The 21191-nt window shown below is 71.3% G+C and carries 17 protein-coding genes and 1 pseudogene; 8 read left to right on the top strand and 10 right to left on the bottom strand.

Annotated features, from left to right (window positions below):
- Positions 1-83: 83 nt before the first annotated feature.
- On the bottom strand, positions 84-2783 hold the full coding sequence (locus E9998_RS27245) for a pectate lyase family protein (RefSeq protein WP_136532097.1): 2700 nt from the start codon (positions 2781-2783) through the stop codon (positions 84-86).
- 267 nt (positions 2784-3050) lie between these two features.
- Here E9998_RS27245 and E9998_RS23185 point away from each other — a divergent pair, with 267 nt between their 5' ends.
- Positions 3051-3962 carry a phosphotransferase enzyme family protein gene (locus E9998_RS23185; protein ID WP_136532095.1) on the top strand — a complete coding sequence of 304 codons (912 nt, stop codon included), beginning with the start codon at positions 3051-3053 and terminating at the stop codon, positions 3960-3962.
- Here the strand turns inward: E9998_RS23185 and E9998_RS23180 are convergent.
- A complete protein-coding gene (locus E9998_RS23180) occupies positions 3959-4534 on the bottom strand; it encodes a hypothetical protein (RefSeq protein WP_240037721.1) in 576 nt (191 codons plus the stop codon). The two genes, E9998_RS23185 and E9998_RS23180, sit on opposite strands and share 4 nt — an antisense overlap.
- 164 nt (positions 4535-4698) lie before the next feature.
- On the opposite strand from E9998_RS23180, the gene E9998_RS23175 reads away from it, so the two are divergent.
- The 4 genes from E9998_RS23175 to E9998_RS23160 all read left to right on the top strand — a co-directional run bounded on the left by E9998_RS23175 (position 4699) and on the right by E9998_RS23160 (position 8143).
- A complete protein-coding gene (locus E9998_RS23175) occupies positions 4699-5892 on the top strand; it encodes a sensor histidine kinase (RefSeq protein ID WP_136532092.1) in 1194 nt (397 codons plus the stop codon).
- Positions 5889-6491 (top strand): response regulator transcription factor, encoded by a 603-nt coding sequence (locus E9998_RS23170; protein WP_136532090.1) that lies wholly within the window; start codon positions 5889-5891, stop codon positions 6489-6491. Before E9998_RS23175 ends, E9998_RS23170 begins: the two co-directional genes overlap by 4 nt.
- Positions 6492-6713: 222 nt before the next feature.
- Positions 6714-7439 (top strand): hypothetical protein, encoded by a 726-nt coding sequence (locus E9998_RS23165; protein ID WP_136532088.1) that lies wholly within the window; start codon positions 6714-6716, stop codon positions 7437-7439.
- A 26-nt stretch (positions 7440-7465) separates the two neighbouring features.
- A complete protein-coding gene (locus E9998_RS23160) occupies positions 7466-8143 on the top strand; it encodes a hypothetical protein (RefSeq protein WP_136532086.1) in 678 nt (225 codons plus the stop codon).
- 50 nt (positions 8144-8193) lie between these two features.
- Here the strand turns inward: E9998_RS23160 and E9998_RS23155 are convergent, their stop codons facing one another.
- Genes E9998_RS23155 through E9998_RS23145 form a run of 3 tightly spaced genes read right to left on the bottom strand, consistent with a single transcriptional unit; the run spans position 8194 to position 11199 of the window.
- Positions 8194-8607, bottom strand: a complete 414-nt coding sequence (locus tag E9998_RS23155) for a hypothetical protein (protein ID WP_136532084.1) — start codon at positions 8605-8607, stop codon at positions 8194-8196.
- Between the two features lie 14 nt (positions 8608-8621).
- Positions 8622-10253 carry a hypothetical protein gene (locus tag E9998_RS23150; protein ID WP_136532082.1) on the bottom strand — a complete coding sequence of 544 codons (1632 nt, stop codon included), beginning with the start codon at positions 10251-10253 and terminating at the stop codon, positions 8622-8624.
- 22 nt (positions 10254-10275) lie between these two features.
- Positions 10276-11199, bottom strand: coding sequence for a 5'-methylthioadenosine/S-adenosylhomocysteine nucleosidase family protein (locus tag E9998_RS23145; protein ID WP_158299956.1), 924 nt, complete (start codon positions 11197-11199; stop codon positions 10276-10278).
- 236 nt (positions 11200-11435) lie between these two features.
- Between E9998_RS23145 and E9998_RS23140 the strand changes: the two genes are divergently transcribed.
- Both E9998_RS23140 and E9998_RS23135 read left to right on the top strand, forming a co-directional pair.
- Complete coding sequence (locus tag E9998_RS23140) at positions 11436-12149, top strand: NUDIX hydrolase (protein WP_240037720.1); 714 nt, start codon at positions 11436-11438, stop codon at positions 12147-12149.
- Positions 12150-12369: 220 nt separating this feature from the next.
- Entirely contained in the window at positions 12370-13611 is a 1242-nt protein-coding gene (locus E9998_RS23135) for a sulfotransferase family protein (RefSeq protein WP_136532079.1), read from the top strand.
- A gap of 36 nt (positions 13612-13647) precedes the next feature.
- Here the strand turns inward: E9998_RS23135 and E9998_RS23130 are convergent, their stop codons facing one another.
- The 5 genes from E9998_RS23130 to E9998_RS23110 form a co-directional block, all read right to left on the bottom strand.
- On the bottom strand, positions 13648-14874 hold the full coding sequence (locus tag E9998_RS23130; protein WP_136532073.1) for an ROK family transcriptional regulator: 1227 nt from the start codon (positions 14872-14874) through the stop codon (positions 13648-13650).
- A 24-nt stretch (positions 14875-14898) separates the two neighbouring features.
- Complete coding sequence (locus E9998_RS23125; RefSeq protein ID WP_136532072.1) at positions 14899-17478, bottom strand: beta-galactosidase; 2580 nt, start codon at positions 17476-17478, stop codon at positions 14899-14901.
- Complete coding sequence (locus tag E9998_RS23120) at positions 17475-18401, bottom strand: carbohydrate ABC transporter permease (protein WP_136532071.1); 927 nt, start codon at positions 18399-18401, stop codon at positions 17475-17477. Before E9998_RS23120 ends, E9998_RS23125 begins: the two co-directional genes overlap by 4 nt.
- Complete coding sequence (locus E9998_RS23115; RefSeq protein ID WP_420842462.1) at positions 18401-19276, bottom strand: carbohydrate ABC transporter permease; 876 nt, start codon at positions 19274-19276, stop codon at positions 18401-18403. The genes E9998_RS23120 and E9998_RS23115 overlap by 1 nt, the downstream gene beginning before the upstream one ends.
- Before the next feature lie 112 nt (positions 19277-19388).
- Positions 19389-20660 carry an ABC transporter substrate-binding protein gene (locus E9998_RS23110; protein ID WP_204745615.1) on the bottom strand — a complete coding sequence of 424 codons (1272 nt, stop codon included), beginning with the start codon at positions 20658-20660 and terminating at the stop codon, positions 19389-19391.
- 278 nt (positions 20661-20938) lie between these two features.
- Between E9998_RS23110 and E9998_RS25590 the strand changes: the two are divergent.
- A pseudogene (locus tag E9998_RS25590) lies at positions 20939-21191 on the top strand (hypothetical protein); the annotation flags it as partial.

Genomic DNA, 21191 nt, shown 5'->3' with positions numbered 1-21191 from the left:
CCGGAGCCTAAGCGCTCCACCGGAAACGGCGAGGGCCGCCCCGTCCGTTCCCGGACGTGGCGGCCCTGCCGACTCGTAGTGGATCAGAGGTCTACAACGGCGCCGCCGATCCGCACCGTGAGGGTGCCGTTCGAGGCGAAGCTCCAGGAGAGGCTGCCGCTGTAAGCGGAGCACCGGGAGCCGTTGGAACCGGTGTCCCACTGGTTGGAGCTGTCGGAGTTGCCCACGATCCGGTCGTTGGAGCCGGAGTCGCACGAGGTGTTCCCGCGGAAGACCGAGGAGCCGGCGTCGAAGTTGAAGTTCCGCTCCCCGTTGCCGATGCTCAGGTTGTTCGAGATGGTCATCGAACCGGGGTTCGAGTTGTAGGTGATCCCGTGCTTGCCGTTCTCGAAGGCGATGGAGCGCACGAGGGTGTGGTCGACGGCGATGTCCTCGCCGCCGAGCTTGTAGCCGTTGCGGTCGCCGTTGCCGGCCTGGCCGCCGTTGGAGAGGGTGCCGTTGTCGTAGGACAGGGAGTCCTCGATGACGACCTCGCCGATGGGGCCGGTGTCGTCCTTGGTGTACAGGTCCCAGCCGTCGTCGATGTTGTTGTGGGCCACGCAGAACCGGAAGACGTTGCCGTCACCGGAGGTGAGCTTGGCGGCGAAGCCGTCCGCGTCCTCGCCGTCGGAGTCGACGTTGTCGTGCGACTCGGAGGAGAGGACGAGGTTGTTCGAGGGCCATTCGCTGCTCGGCGCGCCCGCGGTGTACCGGGCGATCTGGAGACCGGTGTCGGCGTTGTGCCGGGTCACGACCCGCTCGATGATGTTGTTGCTGCCGCCCAGCAGGATGCCGTTGTCGCCGGCGTGCTCGACGATGAGGCCCTTGAGGTGCCACCAGTCGCCGCCGATGGCGAGGCCGCGGTTGGCCGAGTCCTCGGCCTGCGCCGAGAAGTTCAGGACCGGGGTCTCGCCCGAGTAGGCCCAGATCTCGGTGCGGTCGCCCGAGGTGCCGTCGTTGCCCGGCTCGATGTTCACCGTGCTGGACAGGTTGTAGGTGCCGCCGCGCATGTAGATGGTGCCGCCCGGCGTGATGCGGTCGATGGCCGAGACCAGCGTGGTCGGGTTCGAGATGGTGCCCGCGGCGCTGGAGCTGCCGCCGGGGGCGACGTAGAGCTCGTCGGAGTTGCCGCCCGGGTCGGTCGGGTCGGGGTCGGTCGGGTCCGGGTCCGTGGGGTCGGGGTCGGTCGGGTTGGTGGCCGAACCCGCGTAGGTCTCGAACTCGGCGATCCGCGGCGTGCCGCTGGCGCTGGTGATGACGAAGTTGATCTTCTTCAGCGAGGTGGTCGGGATGTCGATGACGCCCGAGCCGAGGCTGCTGCCGCTGGCGAGGACGGCGCCGTTGTCGTTGTTGACGACCTGCCAGCCGCCGATCGTGCCGCCGCCGGAGGCGGTGCGGATGACGATGGAGGACACGCTGGTCGCCGAGCCCCACTTGACCGACACGCGGCCGGTGGACCCGCTGGGGGACCAGTAGGTGCTGGTGCTGCCGTCGATGACGTTGCCGTAGGAGGTGCCGCTGGCCTTGGAGGTGCCGTCGGCGCCCGCGCCGATGCTCAGGTTCTCACCGCTGGGCTCCTCGGGGTCGGTCGTCGGCTCCTCGGGGTCCGTGGTGGGCTCTTCGGGGTCGGTCGTGGGCGGCTCGGCCGAGCAGTTGCCGTCCGAGACCTGGAGGCCCTTGTTCGCGCCCGCGGTCTGCGCCACGATGTCCGGCACGCAGCCGGCGTCGTCAAGGTCGTAGGCGTAGGGGATGCTCACCGAGGTGGTGGAGGTCGGGTTGGGACCGGCGGGGTAGTTGTCCTCGCCAGGGCTCGACCAGGTCACGTTGTCGAAGATGTTCCCGCTGACCTGCCAGTAGCCCATGAGGTCGGTGTAGAAGGTGCCGAGCGGGTCCTTCGAGTCCTCGAAGTAGTTGTTGTCCACCTTGATCTTGGCGCCGACGCGGGGGTTGATGCCCGACTCGACGATCCCGGTGAAGTGGTTGTTGTAGCTGTGCGCCGTACCGCCGCGCAGCAGGGGCATGCGCGAGTTCAGGTTCTGGTACAGGTTGTGGTGGTACGTGATGAAGCTGGAGTCCAGGTCCGAGTCGCCGGAGCCGACGAGGCCGCCGCGCTCGGAGTTGCGCAGGATGCTGTAGGACAGGGTCACGTACTGCGTGTTGTTCTTCAGGTCGAACAGGCCGTCGTAGCCCTCGTCCTCGCCGCCGGAGGCTTCGAGGGTGAGGTGGTCGGCCCAGACGTTGCGAACGCCGTCCTCCATGCCGATCGCGTCGCCGCCGTTGGAGGTCGGCGAGCCCGACTTCTTGACGTTCTTGACGGTGAAGTTCTGGAGGATGATGTTGCTGGAGTCGCGGACGTGGATGCCGATCTGGTCGAACACCGCGTTGCCGGTGCCGATGATCGAGACGTTGCTGACGCCCTTGAGCTCGATGACGCCGTCCGCGGAGTCGCAGCTGTCGCCGTCGACGGCGCTGGTGTTGCCGTGGTTGATCGTGCCCGAGACCTGGATGATGATCGGGGTGGAGGTGCTGGAGCGGTTGCACAGGGCGTTGTAGAGACCGGTGCCGGTGCTGACCGAGACCACCTGCCCGCCCGCGCCGCCGTCGGTGCCGCCGTTCTGGGCGGCGTAACCGGTGGCACCGGTCGCCGCGGCCGCCGCGTGGGTCATCGCCAGGACGGTGCCGGCCGTGACCACTGCGGCAGTGGCCAACGCCGTCCCGATCCGAAATCTTAGTGAGCGTCTCATTGCTGTCGACCTCTCGTGAGGGAGATATTGAGGCATTTCAATGAATCTAAGGCAAGGGCTTTCAGAGAGTCAATAGGCAATGCGCAACCGATTGCCAAAATTTTTTCGGCGCACCCTCCCCGGCCCTTTCCGACCCCCGTCCGCAGTCGCCCGTTCACACTCCGAAGCCGCCCCGAGCCGGGAATTGCGCTGGACCCGCCGCCGCCCGTCCGGCACAATCGCCGGAGCACCCCGCTGCGGCGGCCACCCTCGGACCACGGAGTACCCATGCAGCACAACGATTTCGATACCATCCTGGCCGCCTTCGGCGTCCGCCCGACCGGCGAGCCGACCCTCCTCGAAGGCGGCGAGGACAACGAGAACCACCGCGTCCCCGCCGAAGGCGGCGACGTCGTCGTGCGCCGCTACCGCCACTCCGGCCCCGAGAAGATCCGCGCCGAACTGCGCCTCGTCGCCCACCTCGCCGCCCGCGGCTACCCCACACCCGCGCCCCTCCTCGCCCACGGCGAACCGCTCCTCGAGGCCGACCTCCCCGTCGCCGTCTTCCCCTGGGTCCCCGGCGACGTCCCGGGCGCCATGACCGCGCCCCTCGCCGAACGCGCCGGCGCTCTCCTCGCCCGCCTCCACCTGCTCACCGCCGACTGGGACGACGACCGCGTCCCCGTCCTCGACCGCCCCGCGATCCTCCGCGACGCCACCGAGACCGCGCCCCCGCTCACCGGCGCCGACACCTGGCGGACCGCGACCCGCCGCTTCCTCGCCGACCGCGCCGACGACCTCGACCGACTCTCGCGCCTGCCCTCCGGGCCCCTCCACCACGACCTCCACCGCCACAACCTCCTCGTCGCCGACGGCGAGGTCACCGCCGTGCTCGACTTCGACGAGCTCAACCGCGGCCCGGTCGTCATCGACCTCGCCAGGGCCCTCCAGTACGCCGCCCTCGACACCCCCGACCTGCGCCTGCCCCGGACGATCGCCGACGCCGCCCTGACCGGCTACGAAGCCGTCCGGCCCCTCTCGCCCGACGAGCGCGCCCTCCTGCCGCTCGCCCTCGACCTCGCCGGCCTCGTCGACGCCGCCCTCTTCATCACCCGCGACGCCGCCGCCTGCGGCGTGACCGACGTCAACGAATGCCACAGCTGGACCGCCTACCGCCGCAACACCGACGCGCTCCACTAGATCAAGAACACCAGCTGCACCGCGACCAGCACGTCCACCACCCCGCACCACTCGGCGAACGAACGCGCGACCACCTTGTCCCGCCACAGGTGCACGAAGTCCCACACCCCGTGGAACAGCCAACCCGCCGCCACCACGTACCGGCCCAGATCCACATCGATCGCCAAGCCCGCCAAAGCGAACGCCCCGAACACCAGCACCCCGACCGCCTGGAGCCGCAGTTCGCCCGAACGCTTCAAATCCCCGTCCACCACGCTCCACACCAGCACCGCCAAAGCGACGCCCACCAGGAACGTCGAGGGCGCCATCAGGTCGAACGCCCGCAGCGCCGCCACGCACGCGACTCCCGCGAACACCACCGGCCAGGTCAGCCACCGCCGCCCCCACTTCGCCAGCACCAGGTACGCCAGCGGCAGCAGCGGCAGCGCCTCCCCGAACGTCGCGGCCGCACCCGGATCGGTCGGCACGCCGTCGACCACGTCAGGCACGAACAGCGCCAACGCCACCGCCGTCGGCCACCGCCGCAGCACCGACCGCACCCGGCCCCCTCGCCCCACCGTCTCGGCGTCCATCATCGATCTCCTTCGCAGCCTTGGAAAGGCGGCGCCTCGCCGCCCGCCTTCGACGCTAGGGAACCGCCGGTCGGACCGGTAGTGCCGAACCCGCACGAGCGGGCGTGCACCGGTCACGCCCCCGCATGACAACCGTCATGCGACCGCACTGCGACAATGACCGGATGCGCGACGCGGCGAGCGGACGCGGGACGCGGCTGAGCGGGTTCCGCCGGTACACGTGGTGGGCCGTCACCGGCGGCACCGTGTTCGTGCTCCCGCTCTTCGTCGGCGACCGCGTCCTCGACACCGCCTCGCCCCCCGCCCTCCGCGCCCTGTTCGCCGCGGCGCTGGCCGCCACGGTCCTCGCCTGCGCGGTCCTGCTGGGCCGCAGGCTCGCCGCAGAGTCGCCGCCGCTCCCGGTCCCGTGGCTATTGCTCGCCGCCTGCGGCGCCGCCGTCCTCGGCGCGATCCCCTTGTGGCAGCACGACTACGGCGAATGGCCGATCGCCCCGGCGCTCGTGGCCGCGATCGGCGCCGCGTTCCTGCGGGGCCGCCCGCGCCTGGCGCTCATCGTCACCGCCGCCGCGCTCGCGCCGCTGCCCGGCGGCCTTCTCAGCCTCGCCGCCGACGACGGGCGCCTGCTCTACGCCGCCCTGTTCCCCCTCGGCGTCACCGGCTTCGCCCTCTGGGTCACTCTCGGTCCACTGTGGGCATGGGATCTCGCCGACCGGCTCGCCCGCACCCGCGGGCTCCTCGCCGAACTCGCCGTCAAGGACGAGCGGCTCCGCTTCGCCGCCGACCTCCACGACGTCCAGGGCCACCACCTCCAGGTCATCGCGCTCAAGAGCGAACTGGCCTCCCGCCTGGTCGAGGTCGACCCCGCGCGGGCCGCCGCCGAGATGCGCGAGGTCCGCGAGACCGCCGCCCGCGCACTCGGCGAGACGCGCTCGCTCGTGCACGGCTACCGCCGCACCGCCCTCGGCGACGAGATGGCCAACGCCGCCAAGGTCCTCGCCGCGGCCGACATCGACGCGCGGATGCGCCTGGGCGAGGACGTCGGCGGCGCGGGCCTGTCCGAACCGGCCCGGCACCTCCTCGGCCTGGTCATGCGCGAGACGGTCACGAACGTGCTGCGCCACAGCCGCGCCGGCAGCGCCGACGTGGAGTACGCCGTGGCCGATGGGGTCGCGAACCTCAAGGTGGGCAACGACGGCGCCGCCGAGCGGCCCGGAGCGGACGCCGGGTCCGGGCTGCGGGTCCTCGCCGAGCGGCTTCGGGCCGCCGGGGGAGGGCTGACCTGGTCTCGCACCGGCGACCGCTTCACCGTCTCGGCCTCGCTCCCGGTCGACGCCGACCCCGCGAAGGGACCGCGATGATCCGCCTCCTCCTCGCCGACGACGAGGACCTCCTGCGCAGCGCCCTCGCCTCGCTCCTGGGCCTCGAAGCGGACATGGCCGTGGTCGCCGAGGCCGCCACGACCACCGACGCCGTGCGCCTCGCCCGCGAACTGCGCCCCGACATCGCCCTCCTCGACCTGGAGATGCCGCCGACCGACGGCCTGCGCGCCGCAGAGGAGATCCTCGCCGACCTGCCGACCCGGATCGTCCTGGTCACCCGCCACGCCCGCCCGGCGATCCTGCGCCGCGCCCTGGCCGCGGGCGTGGCCGGGTTCGTCCCCAAGTCCACCTCCGCGAGCCGCCTCGCCGAGGTCGTGCGCGACGTCGCGGCCGGGCGCCGCTACGTGGACCCGCACATCGCCGCCGCCGCCTTGACCGAGTCCGACTGCCCCCTCACCGACCGCGAACTGGAGGTCCTGCGCGCCACCAGGACCGGCGCCTCGGTCGGCGAGATCGCCGCACACGTCCACCTCGCCCCCGGCACCGTCCGCAACTACCTCTCCTCCGCGATGTCCAAACTGGGCGCCTCCTCCCGCCATGCCGCCGCGCATCGAGCATGGGAGGAAGGCTGGATCTGACATCTGATCCGCCTTTTCGAGAACGCTCCAGCGAATTCGATCGAACGGTTCGAAGCGACCATTCGCATAAGGGTCACGAGTCCATTCCGGCCACTCGCAGAACGCCTTTCCGAACCGGTCCGGGACACCTTTGACGGACGCCGTTCCGTACCATTGGAAGCGGCGTCCCGCTCCAATGCAGACGCCCCTCCCATCGCCATTCCGCAGTAAATGGAGCCCTCCATGTCCGACCCCTCCGCGGCGCCGCCCGCCTCCCCGCCGAAGCGCGGGAGCCGCGTCCTCGCCGTCGCACTCGCCGCCGCCTGCGTCGCCGTCCTCGCGCTCGTCTACGCCGTCGTCGCGAGCCTCATCGGCGACGATCCAGGCGGTGCCGATCCCGAGCGCTCGGTGGTCCCCGCCGCGGCCGCGCCCTCCATCGAGGAGCTCTTCACCGAAGGCAACTGCGACAGCCTCGACCTCGCCGAATTCGAGGCGTTCGCCGGATTCCCCCTGGACGAGGACCCGAGCCCGCCCGAGGGCTGGTCGCGGGACTCCGAGACCACGGGACGGCTGTGGTGCTCCTACCCGATCGAGTACGACGAGGAGGACAACGAGACGATGGTCGTGGACCTGGGCGTGTCGGTCTTCAGCGACGCCGTCGAAGTCAAGTCGTTCATGGAGGCGATGACGGACCGGGGCGCCCCGGAGGACGGATCGGTCAGGCCGATCGAGGATTCTGAGTTCGTCGGCATCGTCGAAGAAGAGGAGTACTTCGGAGACGACGGCATGGAGGTCGACGAAAGCGAGACCATCCATGGGATCGACATCATCGCCGCACGCGACAACATCGTCATCGAGGCCCGGATCGACCTTGAAGTAGGCGTATACGACATCGCGGGCGGCGAGGCCGTGCTCATGTCCCTCATCGAGCAGGCGTACACCATGTGCGGCTATTTCATCGTCGACTGATCGAGCGACTCCGGAAAGGCACGCGAATGCAATCCGACTCCGAATACGGCGACCGCCGCCATCCCGACCGCCTCATGGTCCGCGCATTGGTCATCGCGGCCGTGGCCATCGTCGGCCTCGTCGCCGCCCTCGTCCTCCTCGACGCGCGCGAGCCCGGCGGAACCGGCGCCGCCGCCGACGCCACCACCGAAGCCGTCGAATCCGAGGCCCTGACCGAGCTGCCCGAGGACTACCTCTGCACCCAGTACGAGGTCGCCGACTACGAGGCGTTCGCCGGCGGCCCGGTCAACGACGCGTACACGCTCTCCGACGTCTACTCCGGGTATCTCGACATGATCGGCGAGCGAATCCACTGCACGTTCAGGGTCGGCTGGCCCGCCGAGGACGACAGCGTCGAACTCGTCGTGGACGCCTACCCCGCACCCGACGCCGCCGAGGCCGAGGACTCGCTCGGCTGGGATCGCGGCAACTGGGAGACCGCGGGCGGCACCGTCGAGGACTACTCCGGGCCCGAAGGGCGCGGCTTCGTGTACGAGTCCGCCGATGGGACCGGGTACACGATGGTCGAGCTGATCAGCGGCGCGACCGTCGTGACGGCGAGGATCGACCGACTTCCCGAGGGCCGCACCGCCGCCGAGGCCCGCGCGCTCCTGCTCGACCTCATAGACCAGGCCTGGGACGTGGTCGCGGCGAACCCGCTGTAGAGCGAAGGCCGCCGCCGGGGGAGCACCCCGGCGGCGGCCGTTCCATTCGCTCAGACGTCGCCCTTGACGAGGGTCACGAGCTTCTCCACGATCTCGACCAGCTCCCTGAAGGGCGCCAAGAGCTTGGCGAGAAGGCCGAGCTTGCGCAGTACGCGCCCGTTCGGCTTCTGCTCCTCGATGTCCTCCTGGATCTCGTCCACCTGGTCGGCGATGGCGCCGTGCTGCTCACCGAAGGCGGTGCGGCGCTCTTCGAGGGCGTCGCGCAGTTCCTCGATGAGGTCGAACATCTCGGCGAGCCGCTGCTGGGCGGCGGCGTCGCCGGTGGTGGTGACGAAGCCGCGGGAGCGACTTCCGATGGCGCCGACGATGGCCGACGAGCCGGTGCCGAAGGCGCCGGTGTGGACGTCCCGGACGCTGTAGCCGCCGGGCTTGGCCTCGGCCTGCGTGTCGCTCTGCTCGGGCATGGGGTGTTCCTCCTTCATTTCGCGGCGCTGCCGCGCGCGTTGTTCCCGACGGCGCCGACGACGGCCGTGGCCCCCTTGCCGACGGCGCCGGCGTTGACCTGGCCGTAGTTGACGATGCCGTTGTTGACGATGGTCTGGGCGAACCCGTCGAGCTGCTGGAGGTCGACCCGTCCGCGCAGGAAGCCCTTGACCGACTCCAGGAGCTGGGCCTCCAGGATCTCCGTGTACTTCACCGAGTCGCGGCTCTGGAAGTAGTGGTGCGGCTTCGCGTCGCTGCCGAGCTCCCGGATGCTCGCCAAGGCCCCCGAGTCGTCGCTGCCGCGCCCGGCGGCGCTGTGGCGGTTGCGGATCGCCGCGATCGCGGCCTTGGCGGCGCCGATCGGTGCGGCGACGATCGCGAGCGGCACGCCCGTCAGGCCGGTGGCGGCGGCGATGCCGACGCGGGTGTCGGAGTCGATCGAGCCGCGCCCGAAGATGTGGTACTCCTCCTTCGTGGGCGGCAGGGAGAAGCTGTGGAACTCCATGTACAGCGTCTGGCCCTGGATCGCGGTGTGGATGAAGATGGTGGTGACGAGCTCGCCGTCCCACGAGACCGCCTGGCAGCGCAGGAAGTGGCGGATCGGCCCGGTCGGGTCGGCCTGCACGCCGCCGAACGTGTCGGGCAGCCGCATCCGTGTGAGGTCGCCGAGCGTGTGCGCCGGGAAGGTGGTGTCCGCGCCCGAGATGTAGACCTGGTCGGAGAGCTCCAGGCCCGGCAGGTGGCGCGAGTGCCCGCGGTCGGCGGCGAGTTCGGCGACGGCGCCGCGGATGTGCGCGTTGAGCGCCGCGGTGTCGAAGGACGGCCAGTCCTCTTCGGACGGCGCGCCGTCGGGGCGCAGCGGCATCGCGAACTGCCAGGTGGCGATCCGCTTGCCCGCACCGACGAACGGGTGCCGGTACGGGCTGTAGTTCACCACCTCGTTCGAGGACTGGACGCGCCGGACCTCGTCGATCCGCGCGTCGCTCAGCGGCCGGTCCTCGTTGTCGGCCAGCGCGTTGATCCTCTTGGCGCGCATGACGTCGAAGGACGTGTTCGCCACCGCGAGCGCGATGAGCCACAGCACCATGAGCGTGGCGCCGGCGGTCGAGGAGGGCGTCTCGGCGGTCGTGGTCGACCCGAAGCCCGAGGACGTGCCCGCGGACTGCACGGCCTGGAGGACCGGTCCGACGAAGAACAGCGCGGCGAACGCGCCCGCCGCGACGAGCAGCGGGATCGGGCCGATGCCGCCGAAGAGGTCGTGGTCGACCGCGGAGTGGACGGCGAGGCCGATGAGTCCCCAGACCACGAGCGCGAGCAGGAAGCCCGGCGGCACCGCCGTGTTCAGCACGGTGAGGGCCATGCAGCCGAGGATCGCGGCGGCGACCGCGTGCCGTGCGACTTCGAGCCCGTGCGCCGCCTTGGCGTGGGCGAGGACGCGCGCCCCGTCGGCCCCGTGGTTGGGGGCGACGGCGCGTTCGGGGCTGTGGTAGACGGTGTCGAGGATCTGCTTCCGGTAGACCCGGTCGGTCAGGGCCCCGGCGCACAGGTGCCGGGTGGTCGCGGACGGCGGCACGACGCGGGTCGTGGGCGGTGGCGCGGACCTGGTCTGGGATGGGGTCTGGTGCATGGTCGGTGTTCCTTCTCGGGGTTCAGAGGTCGGTCGTGGCGCGGTCGAGGTTGACGGTGCCGTGGGCGCCGTCGCCGAAGGCGGCGATGATCGCCGTGGCGCCCTGCCCGACGGCCCCGATGTACCGGGCCCCTTCGGGTTCGGGCGCGGGGCCGTCCGGTGCGCCGTCCGGGCGGCCCCGCGGTTCGAGCCGCTCGACGAGTGCGAGGGCGAAGGCCCCCGCGTGCCGGGCGGCCCGCGGCTGCCGATGCCGATCGGCGGCCTTGTCCTTGTCGGCCAGGAGGTCCGAGACGCCGCGGATCACCATGGCCTCGACGCCGCCGGTGCGCCAGGCCGCGGCGAGCGCCCCGAACCCCTCCATGTCGATGCCCTGCGCGTCGCCGCAGTGGCGGTCGATGAGCGCGGCGGTGCCGGAGCGGACGCCGGTGATCACCTTGGACCCGGCCGCGATCGGCCGGTGGTGGACGCGGGGGCGGGGCCCGTCTCCGGCCGGGCCGAGCCGCTCGCGCCAGGCGTCCTCGACGTCGACCTGGTGCGCCTGCTGGAGGAGCAGGTGCGTGGCCTGGAGGGTCTTGATGCGCGACAGGTAGTCGGCGTCGGTGTCCTCGCCCGCCTCGTACCCGTAGACCTCGGTGGCGGCGATGACGTCGCCGACCGCGGCGTCGCGGCGGCCCCCGGCGACGCCGACCAGCAGGATCACCTGCGGGTCGAAGGCGGCGACGGCGCGTTCGACGGCGACGGCGGCGGCCTCGTTCTGGCGGCCGGTCATCGTGAGCGCGAGCGTCCACGCGCCGTGGCGGCCCTGGAGCTCGGTGAGCTTGAAGACGGTGCCGCGGACGGTCCGCTCGGTGAACGTGTGGCCTGGCAGGAGGCTCAGTACGGCTTCGTACTCGACGGGCAGGGGCATGCCGAGCACGGCCACAGGCCGCTGGGGGGATGGGTGCAATGCGGGCTCCGAGTCGCTCGGGAGAGGCGGGGGATGTGGTGTGGATGTGGCCCGGCGCGGCGGCACCGCCGCGCCCTGGGGCGGCTGTGCCGCGAGGTGACCGCGGCGATCCCCGAGGTGAACTGGGGAAGGTGTCGTATGCTGATGAGCCAGCACATATTGTTTCATTGACCTTAATGAAGTCCCAGCGTAACCGGGGGATCGATTTTTTGTCAAGTCACCAATAAGGGGTAATCTTGGCCCTCACCGACGTCATCCCGGTCGCACTCGCCGCCGACGTGGTCATCCTGACCATCCGCGACGGCCGGTTCGCCGTCCTCCTCGTCACCCGCGGCAACCCGCCCTACGAGGGCCGGCACGCCCTGCCCGGCGGCTTCCTCGAACCCGGCGAGACCATAGACGCCACCGCCGCAAGGGAACTCGACGAGGAGACCGGCATCAACCCCGCCCTCGCCAGGCTCGAACAGATCGGCGTCTACTCCGAACCCGGACGCGACCCCCGCGGCCGGGTCGTCAGCGTCGCCTACGCCGCCATGGTCCCCGACGCCGCGCAGCCCTCCGCCGGAGGCGACGCCGCCGAGGCGCACTGGGTCGCCCTGGACGAGGCCCGCGGGACCGCGCTGGCCTTCGACCACGACCGCATCCTGGAGCACGCCGTCGAGCACGCCCGCCGCCAGATCGAGCACACCGCCGCCGCGGCCGCGTTCTGCAACGCCGAGTTCACCGTCACCGAGCTGCGGCAGGTCTACGAGACCGTCTGGCGCACCCGCCTCGACCCCGGCAACTTCCACCGCAAGATCATGAAGATCCCCGGATTCCTGGAGGCGACCGGCCGCACCGCCGTGCGCGAGGCCGGGCGTCCCGCCACGCTCTACCGCGCCGATCCCAAGCGCCCCTTGGCACTGCCGTTCCCGAGGCCGCGCGCGGGCCAGGGCGCGGCCGGACGCTGAGCCCGCCGCTCCCGAGTCGGACGGCGACCACTGTGTCGTGTGCACATTGCCGTGACGGAAGTGGTTCCGGTGTTCCCAACTGACACAAAGGCTCCCACGCCGACCCGCTACTATCGCGACGAGACCCGCCGCGCCCGCCGATCCCCGCCGGACAGGGTCCTTACGCAGTGCCCCCCACAACCGTGCCCCGTCCGACAGCTCCCCGGAAGGACCCACCCCGATGGGCAACAGCCGCACCACGCTCGCCTTCAAGGCAGTCAACACCGGCATGTCCCCGATGCTGCGCTCGCGCAAGGACCCGGCCAAGGCCTGGGCCAAGGCCGTCGAGCGCGCCGAGAAGATCGCCGGCTCGCGCACCGACGAGTCCGACCGGCAGTGGATCGACGACTTCCGCTTCCTCATCGGCTGCGCCGCCGACGTCCCCAACCTCTCGCCCATCGGCTGGGTCACCACCATGATGGACGCCCAGGCGCGCCTGGTGAACTACCTGCGCATCCGCGACCTCCACCGCGCCCACCCCGCGATCGCCGAAGAGGCCATCGAGCGGCCGATCTTCGTCGTCGGCCTGCCCCGGACCGCGACCACCCTCGCCCACCAGGTGCTCGCGCGCTCCAAGTCCTGCCGCGGCCCGCGCCTGTGGGAGATGGTCCGCGCCGGCCTCAAGCTCGACCCCGCCGAGGAGGCCAAACTCGTCAAGGCCGTCGGCAAGCAGTTCTCGGCCACCCGCTTCGCCCCCGACTTCGACCACATCCACCCCGTGAACGCCACCAAGCCCGAGGAGAGCATGTTCCTGCTCCCGCACGGGCTCTACCACCTGCTGTTCCACGCCCCGATGCCCGAGTACCGCAAGTGGTTCGCCGCCCGCGACACCACTGTGGACTACCGCTACCTCAAGTCCGCGCTCCAGGTCCTCCAGTACGGCCGGCCCCGCCTCGCGAACGGCGCCCCGCACCGGTGGGTCCTGAAGTACCCCATGGACCTCGGCCAGATGCCCGCCATCCGCAAGGTCTTCCCGGACGCGACGTTCGTGTGGACGCACCGCAGCCCCGTCACCGTCATGGGCTCGCTGTGCAGCCTCGCCGACCTCGCGCAGAGCCTGTTCGTCTCCCGCGTCGACCGCGAGGCGCTCGGCGTCTACGCCATGGAGCTCATGGTCGAGACCGTCGAGTCCGGCCGGGCCTTCCGCCAGCGCCAGCCCTCCGCGGTGGTCGACGTGCCCTACCACCGGCTCGCCGACGACCCGTACCGGTACGTGCCGGGCCTCTATAAGCAGCTGGGCATCGACTGGACGATGGAGGACGACTCGAACCTGGTGCGCGCCCTCGAACGCCCCCAGCGCGACCGCAAGCACGAGTACACGCTCGGCGCCTACGGCCTCGACGACGACTCGGTCCACAAGGCCTTCGCCGACTACGAGCTCATGGTCAACGCCCAGAACTTCTACTCGCGCCACTCGGTGTGAGGCGGGGCGCGGCGGGCGCTGGTCGCCCGCCGCGCCTCACAGTGCGGTCGGCACCCGCGTGGTCACCAGGCCCACGTCGCCGAGGAACCGCTCCAGGGCGATCGTGGCGATGCCGGTGGCGGCGGAGTTCCCGCGGACGGTGGAGACCGCGATGGTCAGGTCCGCGGCCGAGTCGCCCGGGGCCTCGCGGCGGACCCTGCGGCGCACGGCGGGCACGAGGTGGTCGCCGAGCGCCCAGGCCGTCCAGCCGGTGAGCGCGATCATCTCGGGGTTGACGATCGCCACGAGGTCGGCGACGGCCGAGCCGAGGTAGTCGGCGGTGCGCGCGAGGGTCTCGGCCACGGCCGGGTCCGGTTCGGGCGGGGCGAGCGCGGCGGCGAGCGAGCCGATGAACTCGCGTTGCAGGTGCGCCGAGGCGAGCGGGTGCTCGGGCGCGATGCCCGCGAGCGTCCGCTGTATGCCCGCCGCGCCCACATAGGCCTCGACGCATCCCCTTCGCCCGCAACGGCATTCGCGCCCGTCGAGGGCGAGGAGGCTGTGGCCCCACTCGCCCGCGAAGTTCGTGGCCCCGCGCAGTATCCGTCCTTCCAGGACGATCCCGGCGCCGACGCCGGTGCCGAGGTTGACGGTGATCATGCTGGCGTTCCTGCGGCCCTCGCCGAACCACAGCTCGGCGGTGGCGATCGCCTTGAGCGGGTTGTCGACCACGATCGGCAGGCCGATGCGCTCGCGGAGCCGGTCGACGTGGTGCCAGGTCGTGTTCGGCACGACCACCGCGACCTCGCCCCAGCGCTGCATCCCGCCCGGGAGCGAGACGCCCGCGCCGAGCACGTCGGCGCGGCTCGCCCCGGCCGAGGCCAGCGCGGTGTCGAGCGCCCGCACGATCGCGTCGATGACGTCCTCGGAGCCGTCGCGGTGCTCGTCGGTGTCGACCTCCGCCGAGGCCAGCTCGTCGAGGGCGGCGTCGAACACGACGGCCCTGACGTAGGTCTCGGCGACGTCGATCCCGACGATGCGCCCGCGGTCCCCGTTGAGCCGCAAGGTGGTCGTGGGCCGCCCGACCCGGCCGCTGGTGAGGCCCGCCTCGGTGACGATGCCTCCTTCGAGCAGGTCGCTGACGACCGTGGCGACGGTCGCGGTGCTGAGCCCGGTGACGCGCGCGAGGTCGTTGCGGCTCGCCTCCCCGGCGAGCAGCAGCGCGTGCAGGACGTCGAGCCGGGACTCGCTGCGGATGTCGCGGGAGGTGCGCCTCGGTGGGGCCATGTCCACTCCTGGTCGGCTACGGGGTCATTCGGGCGTGGCGGCGGCGCTCACCAGGTCGAGGCGCGGGCGCGCGCCTCCGGCGGTGCCGCGGACCAGCAGGCGGACCGATCCGGTGTTCCAGGCGCCGGGGAGCCACAGCCGCCCCGGGTCGCCGCCGGTGAAGCGCGGTCGCGCCGCGTCCTCCAGCCAGACCCGTCCCAGCAGCTCGGCGTCGCCGCCGCGCACCGCGAACGCGCTGATGCGGACCTGCGCGCCCTCGAACCGCAGCGACCTGCCGCCGGGCGGGACCGGGACGTCGAGCCAGACCTCTTCGCCCGCGTCGAGTCCGATCGGCAGCGCCGTCTCCTCGCCGCCGCACTCGGTGGCGGCGAGCGCGGTGAGCGCGCGGTCGGGCTGCGCCTGGACCTCCCAGTCTCGCACGGGCTCCACGCGCATGAGCGTCGCGGCTCCCTTGTCGACCGGCCAGTGCGGCAGGGTGATCGCGAGGTCCCGGCCTTCGCCGGGGGTGAGGTGCACCCACGGGTCGTGCGGTCCGACGGTGCGGGACGCGCCGTCCACCGCGACCTCGCAGGGCCGCTCCAGGCCCTCCAGGTGCAGCGCGTACGCGCTGGTGCCGTCGACCGGCAGCGACCGCCGGTACGTCGCGGGGCGCCCGATCCGGGTGCTGCTCCAGCCGCCGAGCGACCGCGTGGGCGCGGGCGTCCCGGCCCACTGCCCGGCGCCTTCGACGGTCCACAGTGCGGTGACGTCCTCAGACGCGACGACCGCGAGGACGCGGCCGAGGCCGCGCAGCGATCCGATCGCCAGGGCCGGAAGCCTGGCGTCGTCGAAGTTCGCGTGCCCCCAGGTCTCCACGGTCGCGGTGAGGCGGGCCGCGTCCTCGACCGGCACGGTCACCGTGGCGCCGTAGGGCGTCAGGGTCGGCAGGGCGCGGCCGTCGAGCGCGAGGTCAACGATGTCGGCGGCGCCCGCGACGAGCAGCCGCGAGGCGCCCTCCACGGACGCGGTGTAGTGCGTGCGCCCGCGGTGGACCCCGACGGCCTCCGAGGACGGCGGCAGTTCGTGCCGGACCGGCGCGCCCGACCGCGTCGCCAGGTCGAGGCGGATGCCGCTCGTCAGGACCACCGGTTCCTCCGCGAGGGCCGGCGCGGCTACCGGCGCGTCCACGTCCTCGGGGTGGCGGACCGTGAGTTCCCACCGGTCGGCCCCGGACCGGACGCTCGCGCGCACCGGCGCGCCCGGTGCGGGCGCGGCGAGTTCGACCGCGACATCTCCTTCCTCACCGGCAAGCACCACAATGGACGCGACCCGGGCGGAGAGCTCCAGCCCTCCCGCGCTCGTGCCGACGAGGTCGGCCGAGCACAGCCGCAGCGTCCCGGGCAGGCCCAGGCCCGCCAGCGGCAGGTCCCGCACGACCAGCGCGCACGAGAAGGGCGCCAACGCGAACGGCACCGACTCGCCGTCCACGTCCACGGCCGCGGTGCCGGTCTCGTCGCCGAGGTTCACCACGCCGGTGACCGTCCCGCCGCCGTCGAGCAGCAGCGTCGAGGGCGAATGCGCGGTCGGCACGTCGATCGCGGCGACCTCGCCCGCGACGGCCTTCGCCCTCGCGAGGGCCGGTCCGAGCGTCCGCGCGAACGCCGCCAGGACGCGCGCCTCGGCGGTCTCGGGCCGCGCCTCGCCCACGGGGGAGAGGTACCCGCCGAAGTCGTAGTCGTGGGTCATGAACCCGCCGGGGTCGCCCCAGTTCCCGACCGAGGGCGTGTAGCCGAAGTCCGCTCCCGACGCCTGGAGGTAGGGCGCGATGAGCCGGGCGCCGCTGCACAGCAGCCGCCGCAGTGTCACGTGCAGGCGGTTGGTCTCGGTGACCAGCAGCGGCAGGTCCCGTCCGGCGAGGAGGTCGGCGTAGCGGCGCACCTCGGCCTCGACGAACGGCGAGCGGTCGTCGGGGTAGAAGTTGCAGGCGGGCACGACGCCCTCGACGCCGCCGGTCGCACCGTGCAGGTCGCCCTGGCCCGCGCAGGCGATGAGCGGCACCTCGACGCCGTGCCCGATCGCCATGTCCCGCAGCGCGCCTATGTACGCGGCCCTGTCGGCGGTGTCGAAGAAGTCGAGCTCGTTCTCCAACTGGACGGCGACGACGGCGCCGCCGCGGCCCCACTGCCGTTCGGCGAGGATCGGCAGGGCCCGGTCGAACCAGCGCCGGACCTGCGCGAGGAAGCGCGGTTCGGCCTGGCGCTGCTTGAGCCCCGGTTCGAGCGCGAGCCACGCGGGCAGGGCGCCGCCGTCCCATTCGGAGCAGATGTAGGGGCCCGGCCGGGCGACGACCGCGAGCCCGGCCTCGTGCGCGAGGTCGAGGAACGCGGCGACGTCGCGCCGTCCCTCGAAGTCCCACTCGCCGGGCGCCGTCTCGTGGAAGTTCCACGGCAGGTACACGTCGATCGCCCGGTACCCGGTGGCGCGGACCTGCGCGAGGCGCGCCTCCCACACCTCCCGCGGCAGCCGGAAGTAGAAGAGCGACGCGCACAGCAGCGCCTCCTCGCGGCCGTCGAGCACGAGCCCCGCGGGGCCCAACTCGACGCTCGCAGTGGACAGGTCAGTCACTTGACACCAGCGCTTCCGCCTTGGAGGTTCATTTCGTACAGGTACTTCTGGCCGAGGTAGTAGATCGCGATCATCGGCAGCGTCAGCAGGATCGAGCCGACCATGACGAGGTTCCACGGCGGCAGCTGCATCGCGTTGCTCGTGTCCGTCATGAACTGGAGGCCCAGCGCCAGCGGCATGGACTCCTCGGAGTTGAGGTAGATGAGCGGGCCCATGAAGTCGCCCCACGCGTGGGTGAGCGTGAAGATGGCGATGGCCGTGAGGATCGGCCACATCATCGGCAGGATGATGCGCCGGTAGACCCCGAAGTGGCCGAGGCCGTCGACCTGCGCCGCCTCGTCGAGCTCCTTGGAGATCCGCGAGACGAACTGGCGCACCAGGAACACGTTGAACGCGTTGGTGAAGAAGTTCGGGACGATGAGCGGCAGGTACGTGTTCACCCAGCCGAGCTCCTTGAACAGCAGGAACTGCGGGATCATGGTGATCTGGGCGGGGATCATCATCGTGGCGAGCACGATGATGAACATGACGCCCTTGCCCGGGGCGCGCAGCCGCGCGAACGCGTAGCCCACGAGCGAGGACGAGAGCACCTGCCCGAACGCCGAGAGCGTGGCGATGAGCACCGAGTTGGCGACGAACCGCCCCACGGGCAGGCCCGTGTCGGTGAACACGCCGGTGAAGTTCGTCCACGTGAACTCGGTGGGCAGCACCGTGAACGCGTTCTCGGCGCTGGTCTGGTCGCTCGCGAGCGAGATCGAGATCATGAGGACGAACGGCACGAAGAACAGCGCCGAGACGACCAGCAGGACCGCGTAGGTCGCGGGGGAGGCCTTGAAGACCGAGAGCCGCCGCTGCGCATGGTAGGACTCGGCTCTGTCGGACTCGGCCCTGCGCGCGGCGTTCCCTTGCTGCGGAACGGCCATCAGCGCACCTCCGTCTCGTAGAAGACCCAGTTGCGGGCTGTGCGGAACGCGATCAGGGTGAACGCGAGGATCACGAGGAAGAGCAGCCAGGCGATCGCCGAGGCGTACCCGAAGTGGTAGAAGGAGAACGCCTCGCGGAACAGCAGCGTCACCATCATCTGGCTCGCGTTGTTGGGGCCGCCGACCGAGCCGGTGGCGACGGTGAGGATGTAGACCTGCGAGAAGATCTGGAACGCCCCGATGAGGCCCATGATGAGGTTGAAGAAGATCACCGGGGTGATCTGCGGGAACGTCACCGACCAGAACTGGCGCCACGGGCTGGCGCCGTCGATCTCGGCGGCCTCGTACAGCTCGCGCGGGATGCCGTTCATGGCCGAGAGCAGGAGCACCGTCGCGCCGCCCGCGCCCCACGCGGACAGGACGACCAGCGCCGGTTTGATCCAGGTCGCGTCCAGGAGCCAGTCGGGGCCCTGCACGCCGAACCAGCCGAGGAGCTCGTTGAGGGGCCCCGAGGGCGCCAGGACCATCTTGAAGACCATCGCGGTCGCCACGAGCGGCACCAGCGTCGGCAGGTAGATGAAGGTGCGGAAGAGCTTGCGCCCGCGCACCCGCTTGTTGAGCAGGTTGGCGAGCCACACGCCGATGACCAGGCCCAGCGGGACCGAGACGAGCGCGTAGTAGAACGTGTTCGACAGGGCCTTCCAGAAGACCGGGTCCTCCGTCAGCGCCTTCGTGTAGTTGGCGAACCCGACGAATTCGGGCGGGGTGAAGGAGTCCCACTCGGTGAGCGAGATGTAGACCGAGGCGATCATGGGGCCCAGGAGGAACCCGAGGAACCCGATGAGCCAGGGCGAGATGAAGAGCCAGAAGTACATGGCCTCCTTCCTCGCCCGGCGGGAGGCCTTCCGGCGGGGGGCGCGCCTCCCGGCGCGGCGCGCACTGCGCACCGCGCCGGGGGCGTCGACGGCGTTCGTCATCGAATCGTCCCTATTGGATGATCGAATCGAGCTGCGTCTGGATCGCGTCGAGTTCGGCCTGGGCGTCGCCGCCGTCGTTCCAGAACTCGCCGAGGCTGTCGCTGAAGGCCGCCTGCATCTCGTTCCACTCGGGGATGAACGGGGCGCGGAAGATGAAGTCGGCGGACTCGCCGAACGCGTTCATCTCCAGGCCCTCGGGGGCCCATGCGGGCGTGAGGAACGCGTCGGACTGCTGCACTTCGAGGTTGGCCGGGACGTCCTGGGCCTTGTCGATGATGACCGTCTGCGCCTCGGCGTCGGTGAGGAAGTCGATGGCCTCGAAGGCCTTCGCAGGGTCCTCAGCGTCGCGGGTGATCGCCAGGCCCGAGCCGAACGCGGACACGGCCTGCTCCTGGCCGCCCCACAGCGGCGCGATGCCCCAGTTGAAGTCGACGTCCTTGAGCCCGCCGATGGCCCAGAACCCGGTGGTGTTCATGGCGACCGTCTGCGCGGCGAAGGCGGGGTCGCCGCCCATGTCCGGGCCCATGTCGGCGTACTCGGCCGCGGTGGGCACCACGTGGTCGACGTGCGCGAGGTCGTTGGCCCACTGGAGCGCCTGGACGACCTCGGGGGAGTTGACGGTGGGACGGCCCGAGTCGTCGATGATCTGCCCGCCGTTCTGGTAGGCGAAGCTCCACCACTGCGGCCACCAGCCGGCGCCGCCGTAGCCCCACTTCTCGCCGGGGATCGTCAGCTTCTCCATGGCGGCCTGGGCGTCCTCCTGGGTCCACTCGGCCGTGGGGTACTCCAGGCCGGCGGCGTCGAAGAGGTCCTTGTTGTAGTACAGGATCATCGCGCCGGAGCGGTCGGGGATCGCGTAGGTCTGCTCCTCGTACGTGTACAGCGAGCCCGCGGGCCCGAAGCGCTGGTCCATGTCGAGGCCGGAGGACTCGATGTACTCGTCGAGGGGGACGAGCTGGCTCTTGGACGAGTAGGAGTTGACGTTCTCGGCGACCTGCATGATGTCGGGGCCGTCGCCGCCGGCGATCATCGTCTGGACCTTCTGCGCGTACTGGTCCGAGGGGATGAGCTGGAGCTCGACCTTGATGTCGGGGTTGGCCTCCTCCAGCAGGTCGATGCGCGCCTGGTAGGTCTCCTTGTCGAGGTCGCCGCCCCACACGACCATCTTGAGGGTGCCGTCGTCATCGGAACCGCCTGAGCCGCAGGCGGTGAGGGCCGCCAAGCCGATGAGCGCCGCAGCGGTGAGTCCGGCGCCTCTGCGCCACCGGGACTGGTCCACCATGTCTTCCGCCTCCTTGCGGTTGCGCGCCGCCGAAGGGGTCGGCGCTGAGTTAAGACAGCGATAAATCTAACCAATAGATAAAGGGTTGAAAAGAGTCGGACGCGAGAAACTTGCACAGTAATGTGATCGTTATCAACCCGGCCGTCGAAGCGGTCGCGCTCCCATGACCTCGCGATTCCCTCCGAACCCAAGCGCCCGAGCGCTTCCGGCCTGCCGCCGCCCGCCCCGCCCCCGCCCGGTGCGATCATGCCGTGGTGACCCGAGCGAACGGAGCGAACGTGGACGAGCAAGCCGCGAACCCGGCAGGCCCCCCGGACATCGGCATCGACCGGCCGGAGTCCTTCAGCCGCGCCGTCTTCCAAGAGCGCCACCCCGTCCTCGTCGCGAACCTCCTCGCCGACCTCCCGTACCCGCCGCGCATCCGCGCCCGCCTCGAAGCGCTCCTCGCCGAGTCCCGCCACGGCCTCATCCCCGCCGAGGTCCCGCCCGGCCCGAACCCCGAGTACTGGGCCGAGGCGGTCGCCGAGCGCG

The organism is Glycomyces paridis, from assembly GCF_004912155.1.
In the GTDB taxonomy this organism is placed as follows: domain Bacteria; phylum Actinomycetota; class Actinomycetes; order Mycobacteriales; family Micromonosporaceae; genus Glycomyces; species Glycomyces paridis.
The sequence above is the reverse complement of the archived record's forward strand: the minus strand, read 5'-3'. Positions and strand labels throughout refer to the sequence as shown.